The organism is Candidatus Krumholzibacteriia bacterium (assembly GCA_030748535.1).
GTDB lineage: Bacteria > Krumholzibacteriota > Krumholzibacteriia > JACNKJ01 > JACNKJ01 > JASMLU01.
Genome location: JASMLU010000021.1, coordinates 1 through 15,252, shown reverse-complemented (window position 1 = coordinate 15,252; position 15,252 = coordinate 1). Strand labels below are relative to the sequence as shown.

The 15,252-nt window shown below is 57.9% G+C and carries 13 protein-coding genes and 1 tRNA gene; all 14 read left to right on the top strand.

Translation table 11 applies throughout. The features are described from left to right. Window positions 1-123: elongation factor Tu (gene tuf, locus QGH30_09645; protein MDP7022595.1), on the top strand; the 123-nt coding region annotated here is incomplete at its 5' end. Between the two features lie 30 nt (window positions 124-153). Further along, window positions 154-303, top strand: a complete 150-nt coding sequence (rpmG, locus tag QGH30_09640) for a 50S ribosomal protein L33 (protein ID MDP7022594.1) — start codon at window positions 154-156, stop codon at window positions 301-303. 9 nt (window positions 304-312) lie between these two features. Further along, window positions 313-386 (top strand) — tRNA-Trp (locus QGH30_09635). 63 nt (window positions 387-449) lie between these two features. Then, a complete protein-coding gene (secE, locus tag QGH30_09630; GenBank protein ID MDP7022593.1) occupies window positions 450-650 on the top strand; it encodes a preprotein translocase subunit SecE in 201 nt (66 codons plus the stop codon). Then, window positions 640-1,479 (top strand): transcription termination/antitermination protein NusG, encoded by an 840-nt coding sequence (gene nusG / locus QGH30_09625; protein ID MDP7022592.1) that lies wholly within the window; start codon window positions 640-642, stop codon window positions 1,477-1,479. The genes secE and nusG overlap by 11 nt, the downstream gene beginning before the upstream one ends. A 28-nt stretch (window positions 1,480-1,507) precedes the next feature. Beyond that, entirely contained in the window at window positions 1,508-1,945 is a 438-nt protein-coding gene (gene rplK / locus QGH30_09620; GenBank protein MDP7022591.1) for a 50S ribosomal protein L11, read from the top strand. Window positions 1,946-2,067: 122 nt separating this feature from the next. After that, window positions 2,068-2,766 (top strand): 50S ribosomal protein L1, encoded by a 699-nt coding sequence (rplA, locus tag QGH30_09615; protein ID MDP7022590.1) that lies wholly within the window; start codon window positions 2,068-2,070, stop codon window positions 2,764-2,766. A 35-nt stretch (window positions 2,767-2,801) separates the two neighbouring features. Then, complete coding sequence (gene rplJ, locus QGH30_09610; GenBank protein MDP7022589.1) at window positions 2,802-3,323, top strand: 50S ribosomal protein L10; 522 nt, start codon at window positions 2,802-2,804, stop codon at window positions 3,321-3,323. Between the two features lie 58 nt (window positions 3,324-3,381). Then, window positions 3,382-3,759: a 50S ribosomal protein L7/L12 gene (gene rplL, locus QGH30_09605; GenBank protein ID MDP7022588.1), complete on the top strand. Its 378-nt coding sequence runs from the start codon at window positions 3,382-3,384 to the stop codon at window positions 3,757-3,759. A gap of 92 nt (window positions 3,760-3,851) precedes the next feature. Further along, window positions 3,852-7,655: a DNA-directed RNA polymerase subunit beta gene (gene rpoB / locus QGH30_09600; protein MDP7022587.1), complete on the top strand. Its 3,804-nt coding sequence runs from the start codon at window positions 3,852-3,854 to the stop codon at window positions 7,653-7,655. Window positions 7,656-7,707: 52 nt separating this feature from the next. Then, complete coding sequence (gene rpoC / locus QGH30_09595) at window positions 7,708-11,895, top strand: DNA-directed RNA polymerase subunit beta' (protein ID MDP7022586.1); 4,188 nt, start codon at window positions 7,708-7,710, stop codon at window positions 11,893-11,895. Window positions 11,896-12,060: 165 nt separating this feature from the next. After that, on the top strand, window positions 12,061-12,435 hold the full coding sequence (gene rpsL / locus QGH30_09590) for a 30S ribosomal protein S12 (protein ID MDP7022585.1): 375 nt from the start codon (window positions 12,061-12,063) through the stop codon (window positions 12,433-12,435). A gap of 15 nt (window positions 12,436-12,450) precedes the next feature. After that, window positions 12,451-12,921, top strand: coding sequence for a 30S ribosomal protein S7 (gene rpsG, locus QGH30_09585; protein ID MDP7022584.1), 471 nt, complete (start codon window positions 12,451-12,453; stop codon window positions 12,919-12,921). A gap of 168 nt (window positions 12,922-13,089) precedes the next feature. Further along, the gene (fusA, locus tag QGH30_09580; protein MDP7022583.1) at window positions 13,090-15,159 is read left to right on the top strand and encodes an elongation factor G; all 2,070 of its coding nucleotides are present in this window, start codon (window positions 13,090-13,092) and stop codon (window positions 15,157-15,159) included. Window positions 15,160-15,252: the final 93 nt, after the last annotated feature.

Sequence of the window (15,252 nt, the reverse complement as noted above, 5' to 3'; positions counted from 1 at the left end):
GACAATGTGAAACTGACGGTAGAGTTGATCACTCCGATCGCGATGGAAGAGAACCTTCGTTTCGCGATTCGTGAGGGTGGCCGCACGGTGGGCGCCGGAGTGGTTACCGAGATTTCTGAATAGCATCCAATTCTGATTCTCTGAGGGGGAGTCATGCGAGAGATCGTGAAGCTGCGTTGTACCTCGTGCAAAAAGACCTGGTACACCACGACCAAAAACAAGCGGCTTCATCCGGACCGGATTGAGCAGAAGAAGTACTGCCCCCGGGAACAGAAGCACGCGATTTTCAAGGAGGCCCGTTAGGGCTTCCATAGGCCAGTAGCTCTAATTGGTAGAGCGTCGGTCTCCAAAACCGAGGGTTGGGGGTTCGAATCCCTCCTGGCCTGCCGGAGTACTGTCAACGTTGCTTCCGGAACCGGTTTCGGAGCAAGCAGGGCAAGGGAGATGTCATGATCGGGAAATTGAGGGCTTACCTGAGGGAAGTCTGGCTCGAAATGGGCAAGGTCACCTGGCCCACTATGCAGGAGCTCAAAGAGTCTACCCGCGTGGTGATTATTGCTACTTTCCTGGTCACGGTCTTTATTTTTGTTGTTGACCGCTTCATGGGAATTGCGGTGGACGGAATCACCCGTCTGCTCAGTGGAATCTAGGAACAGGCGCGAGGACATGCTGGAAGACAAGCTGGAAAACAGCCTGGGCGAGGAACCGCTAGCCGAGACCGAAGCTCCCTCTTCTGTGGAGGAGAGCGGCGAAGAGCTTGTGGTGGAGGAACCCTTTTCCGCTCCCGCCGACGCGGCGGCGGCTCCGGAGCCCGAGGCCCCGCTAGCGGAGGATACGGTTGAGGCAGTTTCCTCCGAGGAGTTGCCCGAAGAGGAGAGAGTTCCTGAATCCGGTGGCGACTCCACGGATCCCCTCTCCCTTGATCCTGTGAACCCGAAGATGAAATGGTATGTGGTTCATACCTATTCGGGGCACGAGAACAAGGTGAGGACAAACCTCCTGCGCCGGGTTCTCCTCGAGGACATGGAAGACCGTATTGGTCGCATCCTGGTTCCGACCGAGGAAGTCACCGAGATGAAGATGGGGAAGAAGACCACTTCCACGAAGAAGTACTTCCCCGGCTACATTCTTGTAGAAATGGAAATGGGCGATCAGGCCTTCCATCTCGTGACCGACATCAGCGGTGTCACAGGTTTTGTCGGACAGGATCCCCGGGATTCCTCCCGCCGTCCCACGCCCCTACGCCCGCCCGAGGTGAATCGGGTTCTCGGTAGAATCGAGAGGCCGCAGGAGCATACGACGACGGAGATTCCCTATTCCGTAGGGGATCATGTGAAGGTCATTGACGGCCCCTTCAGCGAGTTTAACGGGGTGGTCGACGAGGTGAACCGGGAACGGGGAACCCTCAAGGTCATGGTTAGCATCTTCGGGCGGGAAACGCCCGTTCAACTGGATTTCCTCCAGGTGGAGCAACTCTAGCTCTTCGGAAGAAGGATCGGGAGTAGGAATGGCCAAGCCATCAAAGAAAAAAGTGGTAGCGCAGATCAAGGTGCAGATCCCCGGTGGACAGGCGACCCCTGCACCTCCCGTGGGCCCGGCTCTTGGTCAGCACCAGGTAAACATCATGGAGTTCTGTAAGGCCTTTAACGCCCAGACGCAGAACCAGCAGGGCATGATCACCCCCGTGGTGATCTCTGTCTACACGGATCGCAGCTTCTCCTTCATCACGAAGACTCCGCCCGCGGCGGTTCTTCTCCTCAAGGCCGCCGGTCTGGAGAAAGGTTCCGGAGAACCCAACCGGAACAAGGTCGGAGTGGTGAGTCCGAAGCAGGTTCGTGATATTGCAGAATTGAAGGCGCCGGATCTCAATGCCGCCAATGTCGAGAACGCGATGCTGATGATTGCGGGAACGGCACGCAGCATGGGGATTGAAGTAGAGGCTTAACCTTCAAAAAGAATCGGATGGTTTGGTTTCCCGGCTGGAGGGCGGGAAATACAGCTTCTCAGCCGCCGGTTGTTTCCCTCTGTGAACTAGTCACAATCCAAGCTGATCGTCAGGAATATACGATGAAGCGTGGGAAGAATTACCGAGAGAGTGCCGCTCTCCGGGATAGAGACACCTCTTACACGGTTTTGGAAGCGGTGGATCTGGTTCGGAAGATGGCGAAGACGAAGTTCGACGAAACGGTTGAACTCTCTGCGAATCTCGGCGTGGATCCCCGTCACGCGGATCAAATGCTCCGCGGGACCGTGGTCCTTCCTAATGGAACGGGTCGCACGATCCGTGTTCTCGCCCTGGTGAAGGGTGAAGATGCCACTGCCGCAGAAGAGGCCGGTGCCGACATGGTCGGAACCGACGAATATCTGGAGAAAATCCAGGGCGGCTGGTCGGACACGGACGTAATTGTAACGACTCCGGACATGATGAAGGATCTGGGCAGGCTCGGAAAGATTCTGGGCCCCAAGGGACTCATGCCGAATCCAAAGAGTGGAACGGTTACGAAGGACGTCGGCAAGGCTGTCCAGGAAGTCAAGGCGGGCAAGGTGGAGTACCGGACCGACAAGGGCGCGAATATTCACGTCACCGTCGGCAAGTCCTCCTTCGAGTCCGACAAGCTTGAGGAAAACATCCGGACCCTGATTCAGGAACTCCTTCGTGTCAAACCTGCCTCCGCCAAGGGGAAGTACATCAAGTCGGCTTATTTGAGCTCGGCGATGGGTCCTTCCATCCGGCTCGCGGACTCAGAGTTTGTCACAAAGGTCTAGCAGAACTTTTAGAGGTCAGAGAGGGGCATACGACCATGCCAAATGCTGAAAAAGTAGCGCTGGTCGAGACGATCGCCACACAGCTGGAGGCTTCCAACAGCCTGGTGCTCTGCGATTTCATGGGAATTGATGTCGCGGAGATTTCCGAGTTGAGGAAGCGTTGCCGTGAGTCCGGGGTGACCTTCCAGGTCATCAAGAACACCCTGCTCTCCCGCGCCGCCGAGAAGGCGGGCATGGAGGGGCTTGGCGATCATTTCGCCGGGCCGACCGCAGTGGCATACAGCGATGATTTCACCGCACCCGCAAAGGTGCTTCGGGACTTCCAGAAGGAATTCCAGAAGCTCTCTTTCAAGGGTGGCTATGTTGACGGGCAGGCCATTGATGCCAGCGGCGTGGAGGCTCTTGCTTCCCTGCCGGGGCGCAAAGAACTGCTCGGAATGGTGGTTGGCACACTGCAGGCTCCGATTTCGGGGCTGGCCCGTGTGCTGAACGCCAACCTGGCGAATCTCGTGAACGCACTCGACCAGATTGCAAAACAGAAGGAAAACGCCGCCTAGCGGCCCAGACCCGCCCTTCCGGCAAGGTCCGGTTCGCAGGCGAAATGAGGAGACTGAAATGTCCGAGAAGATCGAAACCATCGTCGGCCAGGTGGAGGAACTCTCCGTCATGGAGCTCTCAGAGCTCGTAAAGGCCCTGGAAGACAAGTTTGGTGTTACGGCTGCCGCCCCCATGGCGATGGCCATGCCCGCCGCCGGTGGCGGGGAGGACGCAGCGGAAGAGAAGACCGAGTTTGATGTGGTCCTTTCCGCCGCAGGCGACAAGAAGATCCAGGTGATCAAGGTGGTTCGCGCCATCACGGGCCTGGGACTGAAGGAAGCCAAGGAGCTGGTCGATGGAGCGCCCAAATCCGTCAAGGAAGCGGTCTCCAAGGATGAAGCCGATGGCTTCAAGACTCAGCTCGAGGAAGCTGGAGCGGTCGTCGAAGTCAAGTAGTTCGACGGTTCCCCTGATTTCTGGACGCTGCCCGGAGGAAACTCTCCGGGCATGTCCATCCTTTTCTTGTACCGAGACCTTCGGAGGCCAAGGTGGGAATTCCCGAGAACAGTTCCAGGCGTAACTATTCGAAACTGACTCCCGTCATGGAGATCCCCGACCTGCTTGCAGTGCAGGTCGAGTCTTTCAATAACTTCCTGCAGTCGCGCACTGCATCGAGACAGCGGAAGAATGAGGGACTTCAGGCGGTGTTCGAGTCGGTGTTTCCGATTGAGTCGGCTCGCAGCGACTTTATCCTGGAGTATCTGGACTACTCAGTAGGTGAGCCCAAGTACTCCGTGGAAGAGTGTCAGGAGCGCGACCTGACCTTTGTGGCTCCCCTGAAATCGCGCCTGCGTCTTATCGTCAAGGAAACTCCCGAGGGAGAGACCGAGTCGCGCGTCAAGGACATCATCGAGTCCGAGGTCTATCTCGGAGAGCTTCCCCTGCTTACGAGCAAGGGAACCTTCGTGATCAATGGCGCCGAGCGCGTCATTGTCAGTCAGTTGCACCGTTCACCGGGAGTCTTCTTCAGCGAATCGGTTCACCCCAACGGCAAACTGCTCTACAGCGCCCGGATCATTCCCTATCGTGGAAGCTGGGTTGAGTTTACCACCGACATCAACGACACGATGTTCGTCCACATCGACCGGAAGAAGAAACTTCCGGTAACGATCCTCCTGCGCGCGGTCGGCTACGACAGCGATGCCAAGCTTCTGAAGGCCTTCTGCTCTTTTGAGCAGTTGAGCATCACCAAGCGCACGAGCAAGTCGGATGCGGATCTTGTCGACCGGATCATCATTGGGGATATTTTCAACCCCGAGACCGGAGAGATTCTCGCCGAGTCAGGAAGCCCGGTCACCGAGGCTCTCCTGGCCCTCATGCGCCAGGTAAAGACCTATGATATGGAGCTTCTCTCCGGTGAAGGAGACATGAGGAGCAAGGTCATCCTCAACACCCTGGCCAAGGATCCGACCAAGTCAGAGGAAGAGGCGCTCAAGTACATCTACAATCTGCTGCGCCCCGGCGATCCGCCCAACATCGAAACCGCTCGCGCCCTGCTCGACCGTCTCTTCTTCAACGAGAAGCGTTACGATCTGGCCGGCGTGGGCCGCTACAAGATCAATACCCGCCTGAACCTGGATGTTTCTATCGGCACAACGGTTCTGACACCGACGGACATTGTCGCTGTCATCGAATACCTGCTGGGCATCAAGGCCAAGGACGGCCGTCATTACATGACCGATGATATCGACCATCTGGGCAATCGCAGGATTCGTTCGGTGGGCGAGCTTCTCGGCAACCAGTTCAGTCTGGGTCTTTCCCGCATGGCACGCATCATCAAGGAACGCATGGCCCTGCAGGACAGCGACAGTGTCACGCCGGCGGACCTGGTCAATGCCCGGACGATTTCTGCGGTGATTCAGTCCTTCTTCGGAAGCAGCCAGCTTTCGCAGTTCATGGACCAGACGAACCCGCTTTCCGAACTGACGCACAAGCGCCGTCTTTCGGCTCTCGGCCCCGGAGGGCTGACCCGTGAGCGTGCGGGCTTTGAGGTTCGGGATGTTCACTACACGCACTATGGCCGAATGTGTCCGATCGAGACGCCGGAAGGACCGAACATCGGCCTGATCACCAGTCTCTCGACCTATGCCCGGGTCAATCCCTTTGGATTTCTGGAAACGCCTTACCGCGTGGTGAAGAAGGGTCGCGCTACCGACGAGATCGAGTTCCTCAGTGCGGACGAAGAGGATCGGGTGTTGATCGCCCAGGCCAATGCCCCGCTGGACACAAGAGCCCGTTTCGTCAATGACCAGGTCCTCTCCCGTGAGCAGGGAGAGTTCCCGCTGGCCCAGTCCAGCGAAGTGGAGTACATGGATGTTTCGCCGACCCAGATGGTGAGTGCGGCGGCCAGCCTGATTCCATTCCTCGAGCATGACGATGCAAACCGCGCGCTGATGGGCTGCAACATGCAGCGACAGGCCGTTCCTCTTCTTCGCACCGAGAGCCCTCTTGTGGGAACCGGAATGGAGGACAGGGTGGCCCGGGACAGTCAGGCCGTGGTGGTTGCTTCCAGAGCGGGAACCATCCAGAGCGTGACGGGCGACCAGATTATCGTCCAGCCTTCCCGCTCCCGCAGTTCCGACCTGGAGGACTACTCGGGATTCGAGGGTCAGGATGTCTACCGTCTCCAGAAATTCCGCCGCTCCAATCAGGACACCTGCATCAACCAGAGAGCCACGGTCAAGCCGGGCGACAAGGTTACGACTGGTCAGGTGATTGCCGATGGCCCTGGCACGGAGAAAGGCGAACTGGCGCTTGGTCAGAACGTTCTTGTCTCCTTCATGCCCTGGGGTGGCTACAATTATGAGGATGCCATCCTGCTCAGTGACAACCTGGTCAAGCATGACCGCTTTACCTCGGTTCACATCGAGGAGTTCGAGTGCCAGGTTCGGGAGATCAAGGCCGGTCGCGAGGAAATTACTCGCGAGGTTCCCAATGAGAGAGAGGATCTGCTCAAGGATCTGGATGAAGATGGAGTGATCCGGATCGGTGCCCATGTTCGGCCCGGCAATATTCTCGTGGGAAAGGTAACCCCCAAGGGTGAAACCGAGTTGAGCCCCGAAGAAAGACTGCTGCGCGCGATCTTTGGCGACAAGGCCGGTGATGTTCGCAATGCCAGCCTCAAGGCACCTCCGGGAATGGACGGGATCGTGGTTGATGTGAAGACCTTCTCCCGCAAGGAGCGCACGGATCAGGCTCGCAGGGAAGAGGGCCGTCGCCTCGAGAAGCTCGAGAAGAACGCAAAGGAAGAGCGCAAGCGGATCATGAAGATTCGGGAGACCCGTTTGCGCGAGAAAATGATCGGCCAGACCTGTCAGAAGCTGGTTCATGCCGAGACTGGAGAGGTGCTGGTTCGCAAGGGTCGCAAGATCAGCGAGGCCCTCTTTGATGAACTGGACCTGAATGGTCTGCACTGGGGTCTTCCCATCGTGCAGGATCTTCCCACGGACAAGCACATCAAGCTCATCGTCGACGGTGCCCATCGTGCTCTCGAGAAGGTGGAACGCGATCTGGAGAAGGAAAAGGATCGCCTCCAGCTTGGTGACGAGCTGCCGGCGGGCGTGATCCAGATGGTCAAGGTCTATGTCGCAAGAAAGCGCAAGCTTTCGGTGGGCGACAAGATGGCGGGCCGTCACGGGAACAAGGGCGTGATCGCCAAGATTCTCCCGGAAGAGGACATGCCTTATCTGCCCGATGGAACTCCGGTTCAGATCGTACTCAATCCTCTGGGTGTTCCCAGTCGAATGAACGTGGGCCAGGTTCTGGAGACCCACCTTGGCTGGGCTATGGAAATGCTGGGGCTGAAGGCCTCCACGGGAGTCTTCGACGGGGCGAGCATTGATGAGGTGCGTGCCGCGCTTCGCGAAGCCAATCTGCCCGAGACCGGCAAGACGCCGCTCTATGATGGAAGAACCGGGGATGCTTTCGGTGACGAGGTGACCGTTGGCTACATCTACATGATGAAGCTCTCCCACCTGGTCGATGACAAGATTCACGCCAGGAGCATCGGACCCTACAGCCTGGTGACTCAGCAGCCTCTGGGCGGCAAGGCCCAGTTCGGTGGACAGCGCTTCGGTGAAATGGAAGTCTGGGCCCTGGAGGCCTATGGAGCCGCGCACACCCTGCAGGAATTGTTGACGGTCAAGAGTGATGATGTGGCCGGAAGGTCGGCAGTATATGAAGCACTGGTCAAGGGAGAAAACCCTCCCAAGCCCGGCGTGCCCGAGTCATTTAACGTACTGGTCAAGGAACTTCAGGCCCTTTGCCTGGACGTGGAACTTGAAAAAGCCTAGTCCCCTTTCCCCCGGGGACCGGGGCTTTTAGGAGGTTTTCGTGTACCTGAGCATGAAAAACAGGGAAGCCGAGATTCCTGACTTCAAGTCGATCCAGGTCTCGCTCGCCAGTCCGGACAAGATCCGGGAATGGAGCTATGGTGAGGTCACCAAGCCGGAGACCATCAACTACCGCTCCTTCAAGCCGGAGAAGAACGGACTTTTCTGTGAGAAGATCTTCGGACCGGTCAAGGACTGGGAATGTGCCTGCAACAAGTACAAGAGAATTCGTTATCGCGGCGTGATCTGTGACCGTTGCGGTGTCGAAGTCACTCTCTCCCGTGTTCGTCGCGAGAGAATGGGACATGTCGAACTGGCCGTTCCCGTTTCCCACATCTGGTTTTTCAAGGGCCTGCCCAGTCGCATCGGGCATCTCCTTGGAATGACGATCAAGGATCTGGAGAGAGTTCTCTACTACGAGAGTTACCTGGTGACCGATGTTGGAAACACCACTCTGGAAATGCGGGAGCTGATCAGCGAGGAACGCTACTACGAGCTTCTCGATGAGGGCTTTGAGTTCGAGGCCAAGATGGGCGCGGCGGCGGTCAAGGACCTGCTTCAGCAGATTGAGCTCGAAGAACTGGCCATTGAGCTTCGTGACCAGATCGCCAACGAGACGAGTCAGCAGCGCAAGGCGGATGCCCTCAAGCGTTTGAGAGTGACCGAGGCCTTCCGCAACTCCGAGAATGATCCCTCCTGGATGATTCTCGATGTCATCCCGGTGCTTCCTCCGGACCTTCGGCCTCTGGTTCCGCTGGAGGGCGGGCGTTTTGCGACCAGCGACCTGAACGATCTCTACCGCCGCATCATCAACCGGAATAACCGGCTCCGGAAACTGATCGAAATCAAGGCTCCCGAAGTCATCCTTCGCAATGAGAAGAGAATGCTGCAGGAAGCCGTGGACGCCCTCTTTGACAATGGCCGCCGCAGTCGCGCAGTGCGCGGGCACGGAAATCGCCCCCTGAAGAGCCTCAGCGACATGCTCAAGGGGAAACAGGGTCGCTTCCGCCAGAACCTGCTCGGAAAGCGTGTGGACTACTCCGGTCGTTCGGTCATCGTGGTCGGACCCGAACTGAAGCTCCACGAGTGCGGGCTGCCCAAGAGCATGGCTCTCGAATTGTTCAAGCCCTTCATCATCCGCAAGCTGGAGGAAAAGGGCTATGTGGAAACGGTCAAGAGTGCCCGGAAGCTCGTCGAGAGACAGAGCCCCGAAGTCTGGGATATTCTTGAGGAAATCATTCAGGATCACCCGGTTCTCCTGAACCGTGCGCCAACCCTGCACCGACTCGGGATCCAGGCTTTCCAGCCGGTTCTCGTGGAGGGCAAGGCCATTCGCATCCATCCTCTGGTCTGCCAAGCCTTCAATGCGGACTTCGACGGAGACCAGATGGCCGTACATGTGCCTCTTTCCTTCGAAGCCCAACTGGAGTGCCGCGTCCTGATGATGTCAGCGAACAACATTCTCCTGCCCAGCAGCGGCAAGCCTGTGGCGGCTCCTCACCAGGACATGGTGCTCGGTTCCTACTACCTGACCAAGGAGAAGCCGGGCGAGCCGGGCGAGGGAATGCACTTCGGATCCACTGCGGAGGTTCTCCAGGCCATGGATCACGGTGCAGTAACCCTGCACAGTGTGATTCAGTTGAAGGTGGGAGAAGAGTGGCTGGAAACGACCCCGGGTCGCGTTGTCCTGAACGAATGCGTCAGCCCGAAACTGGGCTTCGTCAATGAACTGATGGACAAGAAGAATCTGGGCCGTCTGGTGGGCCGGGCTTACAAGGTTCTCGATGGGGACGAGATCGTCACCTTCCTGGACGACCTGAAAGATCTTGGCTTCCACTATGCGACGCTCGCAGGCGTGACCATCGGGATTGATGACCTGATCATTCCCCCGGAGAAGGAGAAGATCCTCGACTCCGCGCAGAAGGAAGTCGACAAGATTCATGCATCCTTCGAGAACAAGAAAATCTCCGAGGCAGAGCGCTACAATCGAATCATTGACCGCTGGACGCAGGCTCGTGAAAGCGTGGCCGATGCCATGATGCGTGAGATGAAGGAGGACAGAAAGGGTTTCAACCCGGTCTTTATGATGGCTCACTCCGGAAGTCGGGGAAGCCGCGACCAGATCAGTCAGCTTGCGGGAATGCGTGGTCTGATGGCCAAGCCCCAGAAGAAGATGACCGGTCAGATCGGTGAAATCATCGAGCAGCCCATCAAGAGCAATTTCCGTGAGGGCTTGTCGGTGCTTCAGTACTTCATCTCCACTCACGGTGCGCGAAAGGGTCTTGCCGATACCGCTCTCAAAACGGCGGACGCGGGTTACCTGACCCGACGTCTGGTGGATGTCGCGCAGGATGTGATTATCACGGAGGAGGACTGCGGTACGATTCGCGGGCTGGATACCGAGGCCCTCAAGGAAGGCGAGGAGGTCATCGAGACTCTCGCAGACCGTATCGAGGGACGGGTCCTGGCCGACGATGCATACGATCCCCTGACCGGAGATCTCCTGATCGGGGCAGGAACCCTGGTCGACGACGATCTGGCCCTGAAGATTGAAAACGCCGGAATCGAATCCGTCAAGATCCGTTCGGTCCTCACCTGTGAGACCCGTCGCGGAGTTTGTCGCAGTTGCTACGGACGGAATCTGGGTACAAATCGTCTGGTGGATATTGGAGAGGCCGTCGGTGTTGTGGCGGCGCAGTCCATTGGTGAGCCGGGAACCCAGTTGACCCTGCGTACCTTCCACATTGGTGGAATCGCCGCCGGTACCGCTCAGCAGACGGAGAAGATCGCTCCCTGCGATGCAAGGGTGGAGTTCGTCAATGTGAGAACCGTGCTCAATCAGGACAAGAAGCATGTGGTTATCGGTCACAAGGGCGAAATCCTGATCAAGGTCAGCGAGGGAAAGAAGGAGAGAGTTCGCGCCCGTTACAACGCCCCTTACGGAGCGGTTCTCGACACGAAGAGTGGTGCCAAGGTCAAGGAGGGCCAGCCGCTCTTCGTCTGGGATCCCTACGCGGATCCCATGGTGGCCACCAAGAAGGGTGAAGTTCAGTTCATCGACATCACGCCCGGTCGCACTCTCAAGGAAGAGACCGATGAGAAGGGGCGCATGCAGGCCGTGATCAAGGAAGACATCTCCAAGGAACTCTATCCCGAGATCAAGGTTCTCAACCCCGACGGCAAGGTTCTGGAGAAGTTCTATCTGCCCACGGGCGCAATTCTTCAGGTGAAGGACGGCAAGAAGATCCCGGCTGGAACCTCCCTGATTAAAGTGCCCAAGGATATCGGCCACAGTGGCGATATCACCGGTGGTCTGCCCCGGGTTGTAGACCTCGTAGAGGTTCGCAAGCCCAAGGACTCTGCGGTGGTGACGGCCATTGACGGCACGGTCAGCATTGGCGGCGTTACCCGTGGACAGCGTAAGGTGCTGGTGAAGCGGGATGAGGAGAATCAGGCGGAATACCTGATTCCCCAGGGGAAGCACATGCTGGTTCATGACGGCGATGAGGTCACTGCGGGAGATCGTCTGACCGATGGCCCTGTGAACCCCTTCGACATCCTGACGATTCGGGGTGTACAGGCCGCGCAAAGCTATCTGCTCAATGAAATCCAGGAAGTCTACCGCCTTCAGGGTGTGGGCATCAATGACAAACACATCGAAGTCATTGTGCGTCAAATGCTTAGGAAGGTTCAGGTGGAAAACTCCGGAGAAACCCGCTTACTTGAGGGGGATCAGGTGGAGAGGGCGGAGTTCCAGGATGAAAACGAGCGCATGGCTGCCGAGGGCAAGGAGATGGCGACCTATCGTCCCCTCCTGCTTGGGATTACGAAGGCATCCCTGACCACGGAGAGCTTTATCTCCGCGGCGAGTTTCCAGGAGACCACCCGCGTTCTCACCGAAGCCGCCATCCACAGCAAGAAGGATGAGCTTCACGGCCTCAAGGAGAATGTCATTATGGGTCGCCTGATTCCTGCCGGCACCGGTCGCAAGGAATTCCGGGATGTGGATGTTTCCCGCGAGGAACTTTCAACCCTGGAAGAGGAAATCGCACTCCGCAAGGCCGAGGAGGCCGAAGCCGAGGCAGCAGCTGCGGCTCAGGGAACTGTGAAATTGGGTCAGGATCCGTCCACTCTGGGGGAGAACAAGGTTTTCCCGGGAACCGGACTGCCGGGATCTGACGAGGAAACCGGAGAGGAATAAGACCGGATAATGGCGCGCAAGCCTTGACAATAGGGCATTTGCCCCTTAACTTCGTCAACTTGTGCCCCGGCTTTGTCTTCCCGGAAGCAAACGAACAAGGACAAGGCTTTTGAGCCCGGGACCGTAGGGTCTCCGGGCAGAGGTACGACCGGGAAAGGAAGAAGAGTGCCGACTCTGAATCAGCTGATCCGCAAGGGTCGAAAGGTAATCAAGCAGAAGAGCAAGTCGCCAGCCTTGCAGGGGGCTCCCCAGCGTCGCGGCGTCTGCACTCGTGTTTACACCACGACACCGAAGAAGCCGAACTCTGCGCTTCGCAAGGTGGCTCGTGTTCGCTTGACCAATGGTATTGAAGCGACTGCCTACATCCCCGGTGAGGGGCACAACCTTCAGGAACACTCCATCGTCCTCATTCGTGGTGGCAGAGTCAAGGATCTGCCAGGCGTTCGCTACCATGTGGTTCGCGGCGCACTCGACACCAGCGGTGTGGACGGCAGGGGCCAACGGCGCTCCAAGTACGGCACCAAGCGGCCCAAGAAGTAGATGCAGGAGATTTAGATGGCTCGTAGAGGATATCGCAGACGCCAGACCCAGGAACCGGATGCCCGCTTGCACAGCGCTCTGGCCACGCAGTTCATCAACAACATGATGAAGGGCGGCAAGAAGAGCATCTCCGAATCGATTTTCTATGGTGCGATGAACATCATCGAAGAGAAGTCCGGCAAGAAGGGTCTGGATGTATTCACCACGGCCATAAACAACGTAAAGCCCAACCTCGAGGTCATGACCAAGCGGATCGGTGGTGCGAACTACCAGGTCCCTATTGAGGTGCGGCCGGCTCGGCGCACGGCGCTTGCGATTCGCTGGATTCTTATCTATTCCCGCTCTCGCAATGACAAGAACATGGCCGAGCGTCTGGCAAATGAACTACTGGCAGCCTATCGCAAGGAAGGCTCTTCCATGAAGAAAAGGGAAGAGTCCCACAGGATGGCGGAAGCCAACAAGGCCTTCGCGCACTTCAAGTTCTAGGTGGCCGACATACATAGCCCTCACGGACGGTGACGAGCGACTCCAGCACCGGAGAAGCGAATCCCGGGGGACGGTGCCTGCAGGAAAAGGTCCGAGAGGATACCCCTCCTGAGATTCCTTCTCTGCAGTACTGCGTAAAGGAATCTCAGGAGGGGTTTTTTAGGGCCCATGGCGAAGAAAGAGTCTCTCGAACGAATACGGAACATTGGCATTGCCGCTCATATTGACGCTGGCAAGACCACGACAACCGAGAGGATTCTTTACTACGCCGGGATCATCCATCGAATGGGCGAGGTGCACGATGGCGCCGCAACCATGGACTGGATGGAGCAGGAGAAGGAGCGGGGGATTACGATTACCTCCGCCGCCACAAGCTGCCGCTGGCAGGACCATCGGATCAACATCATCGACACGCCCGGTCATGTTGACTTTACGATGGAAGTGGAAAGAAGCCTGAGGGTCCTCGACGGCATGATCGCCGTCTTCTGCGCGGTTGGAGGCGTGGAGCCGCAGTCGGAAACCGTTTGGCGACAAGCTGATCGCTACCGGGTTCCCCGACTGGCGCTTGTGAACAAGATGGACCGGATGGGAGCGGACTTTCAGAAAGTGGCTCTTGAGATCCGGGATCGCCTCGGGGCGAACGGAGTGCCGGTCCAGTGGCCCATCGGAAGTGAAGAGAGCTTCCGGGGCCTGATTGACCTCGTCGAAATGAAGGCCTGTTTCTACGACGAGGACACTCTTGGAGCTTCGGTCAGGGAAGGGGAGATTCCCCCGGAACTGGAGGAGGAGGTCCGGGAGGCGAGAGGAACCCTGATTGAGGCTCTCGCCGATCTCAGTGACGAGGTCGCCGAAGCCTACCTGGAGGGCGGGGATGTTTCCCCGGAACTGCTTCGGGAAGGGATCCGCTCCGGAACACTGAGTGCAGAGCTTGTCCCGATTTTCTGCGGCTCAGCCTTCCGGAACAAGGGGATCCAGAATCTGCTGGACGGGGTGATTCACTACCTGCCCAGCCCCCTGGACCGCCCTCCGGTGGAGGGAGAGGTACCGGGGAAGGGTCGGAAGGAGAGTCGCGAGGCCTCCGAAAGCGCGCCCTTTTCGGCACTGCTTTTCAAGATCGCGAACGACCCTTTCGCTGGAAAACTGAGCTACATCCGCGTTTACAGCGGAAAGCTCGAAGCGGGACAGCAGGCGCTCAACGTGGCCCTTGGCCGAAAGGAACGCCTGGGACGACTGCTCCAGATGCACGCAAACAAGCGTGAGGAGATCAAGGTCGTCAGCGCCGGCGATATCGCCGCCGTGGTGGGCCTGAAGCAGGTGAGGACGGGGGACACCCTGACCGATCCGAAACATCCTCTCCTTCTGGAGAAGATGGATTTTCCGGAGCCGGTGATTGACATCGCCATCGAGCCCCGGACGAAGGCCGATCAGGAGAAACTGGATGAGGCCCTTGAGCGCCTTTCGGAGGAGGATCCGACTTTTCGGGTCCGGATCGACAAGGACACGGGCCAGACCCTGATCTCCGGAATGGGAGAACTTCATCTGGAAGTTCTTCTCAAGCGGATGCAGCAGGATTTCGGGGTCGAAGCGAATGTCGGAAAGCCCCAGGTGGTCTACCGCGAGTCGGTGTCTGCCCGGGCGGAGAAAGAGATGCGCTTTGAGCGCCAGGCGGGAACCAGAAGCATGTTTGCTCACCTTGTTCTGGCTCTTTCTCCCGGAGAAGCCGGGTCGGGCTTCGAGTTTGAGAGCCGGCTCACAGACGGGGAGATTCCTCTGGAATACATCCCGGCTGTGGAAAGGGGACTGCGGGAGGCGATGGCCTCGGGAGTGCTTGCCGGTTACGAGATGACAGATGTCAAGGCGGAGCTTCTGAAGGCTTCCCACAGTGAGGAAGATTCTTCAGAGCAGGCCTTCCACATCGCTGCTTCCCTGGCCTTTCGAGAGGTGGCTCGTGAAGCGGGTCCGGTGATTCTGGAGCCGTTCATGAGGGTGGAGGCGGTAACGCCTGACGAGTTTACGGGGGAAGTAATCGGGGATCTCAACGCTCGCAGGGGAAAAGTTACGAGCATGGAGCCAAGGGGAGATGCACAGGCGGTGAGTGCCACCGTTCCCCTCTCGGAGATGTTCGGTTACATGACAAGGTTGCGGTCTCTGACTCAGGGAAGAGCAACATTTACGATGGAGTTTCTTCATTACGAGCAAGTGTCTGACAGCATTGCCAGCCGTTTTGGAGTTCTCTAGAAAAGCAGGATCTGGACAGGAGGTCGATTCGCCATGGCGAAAGAGAAGTTTGAGCGTACGAAGCCTCACGTAAACGTGGGGACGATCGGACAC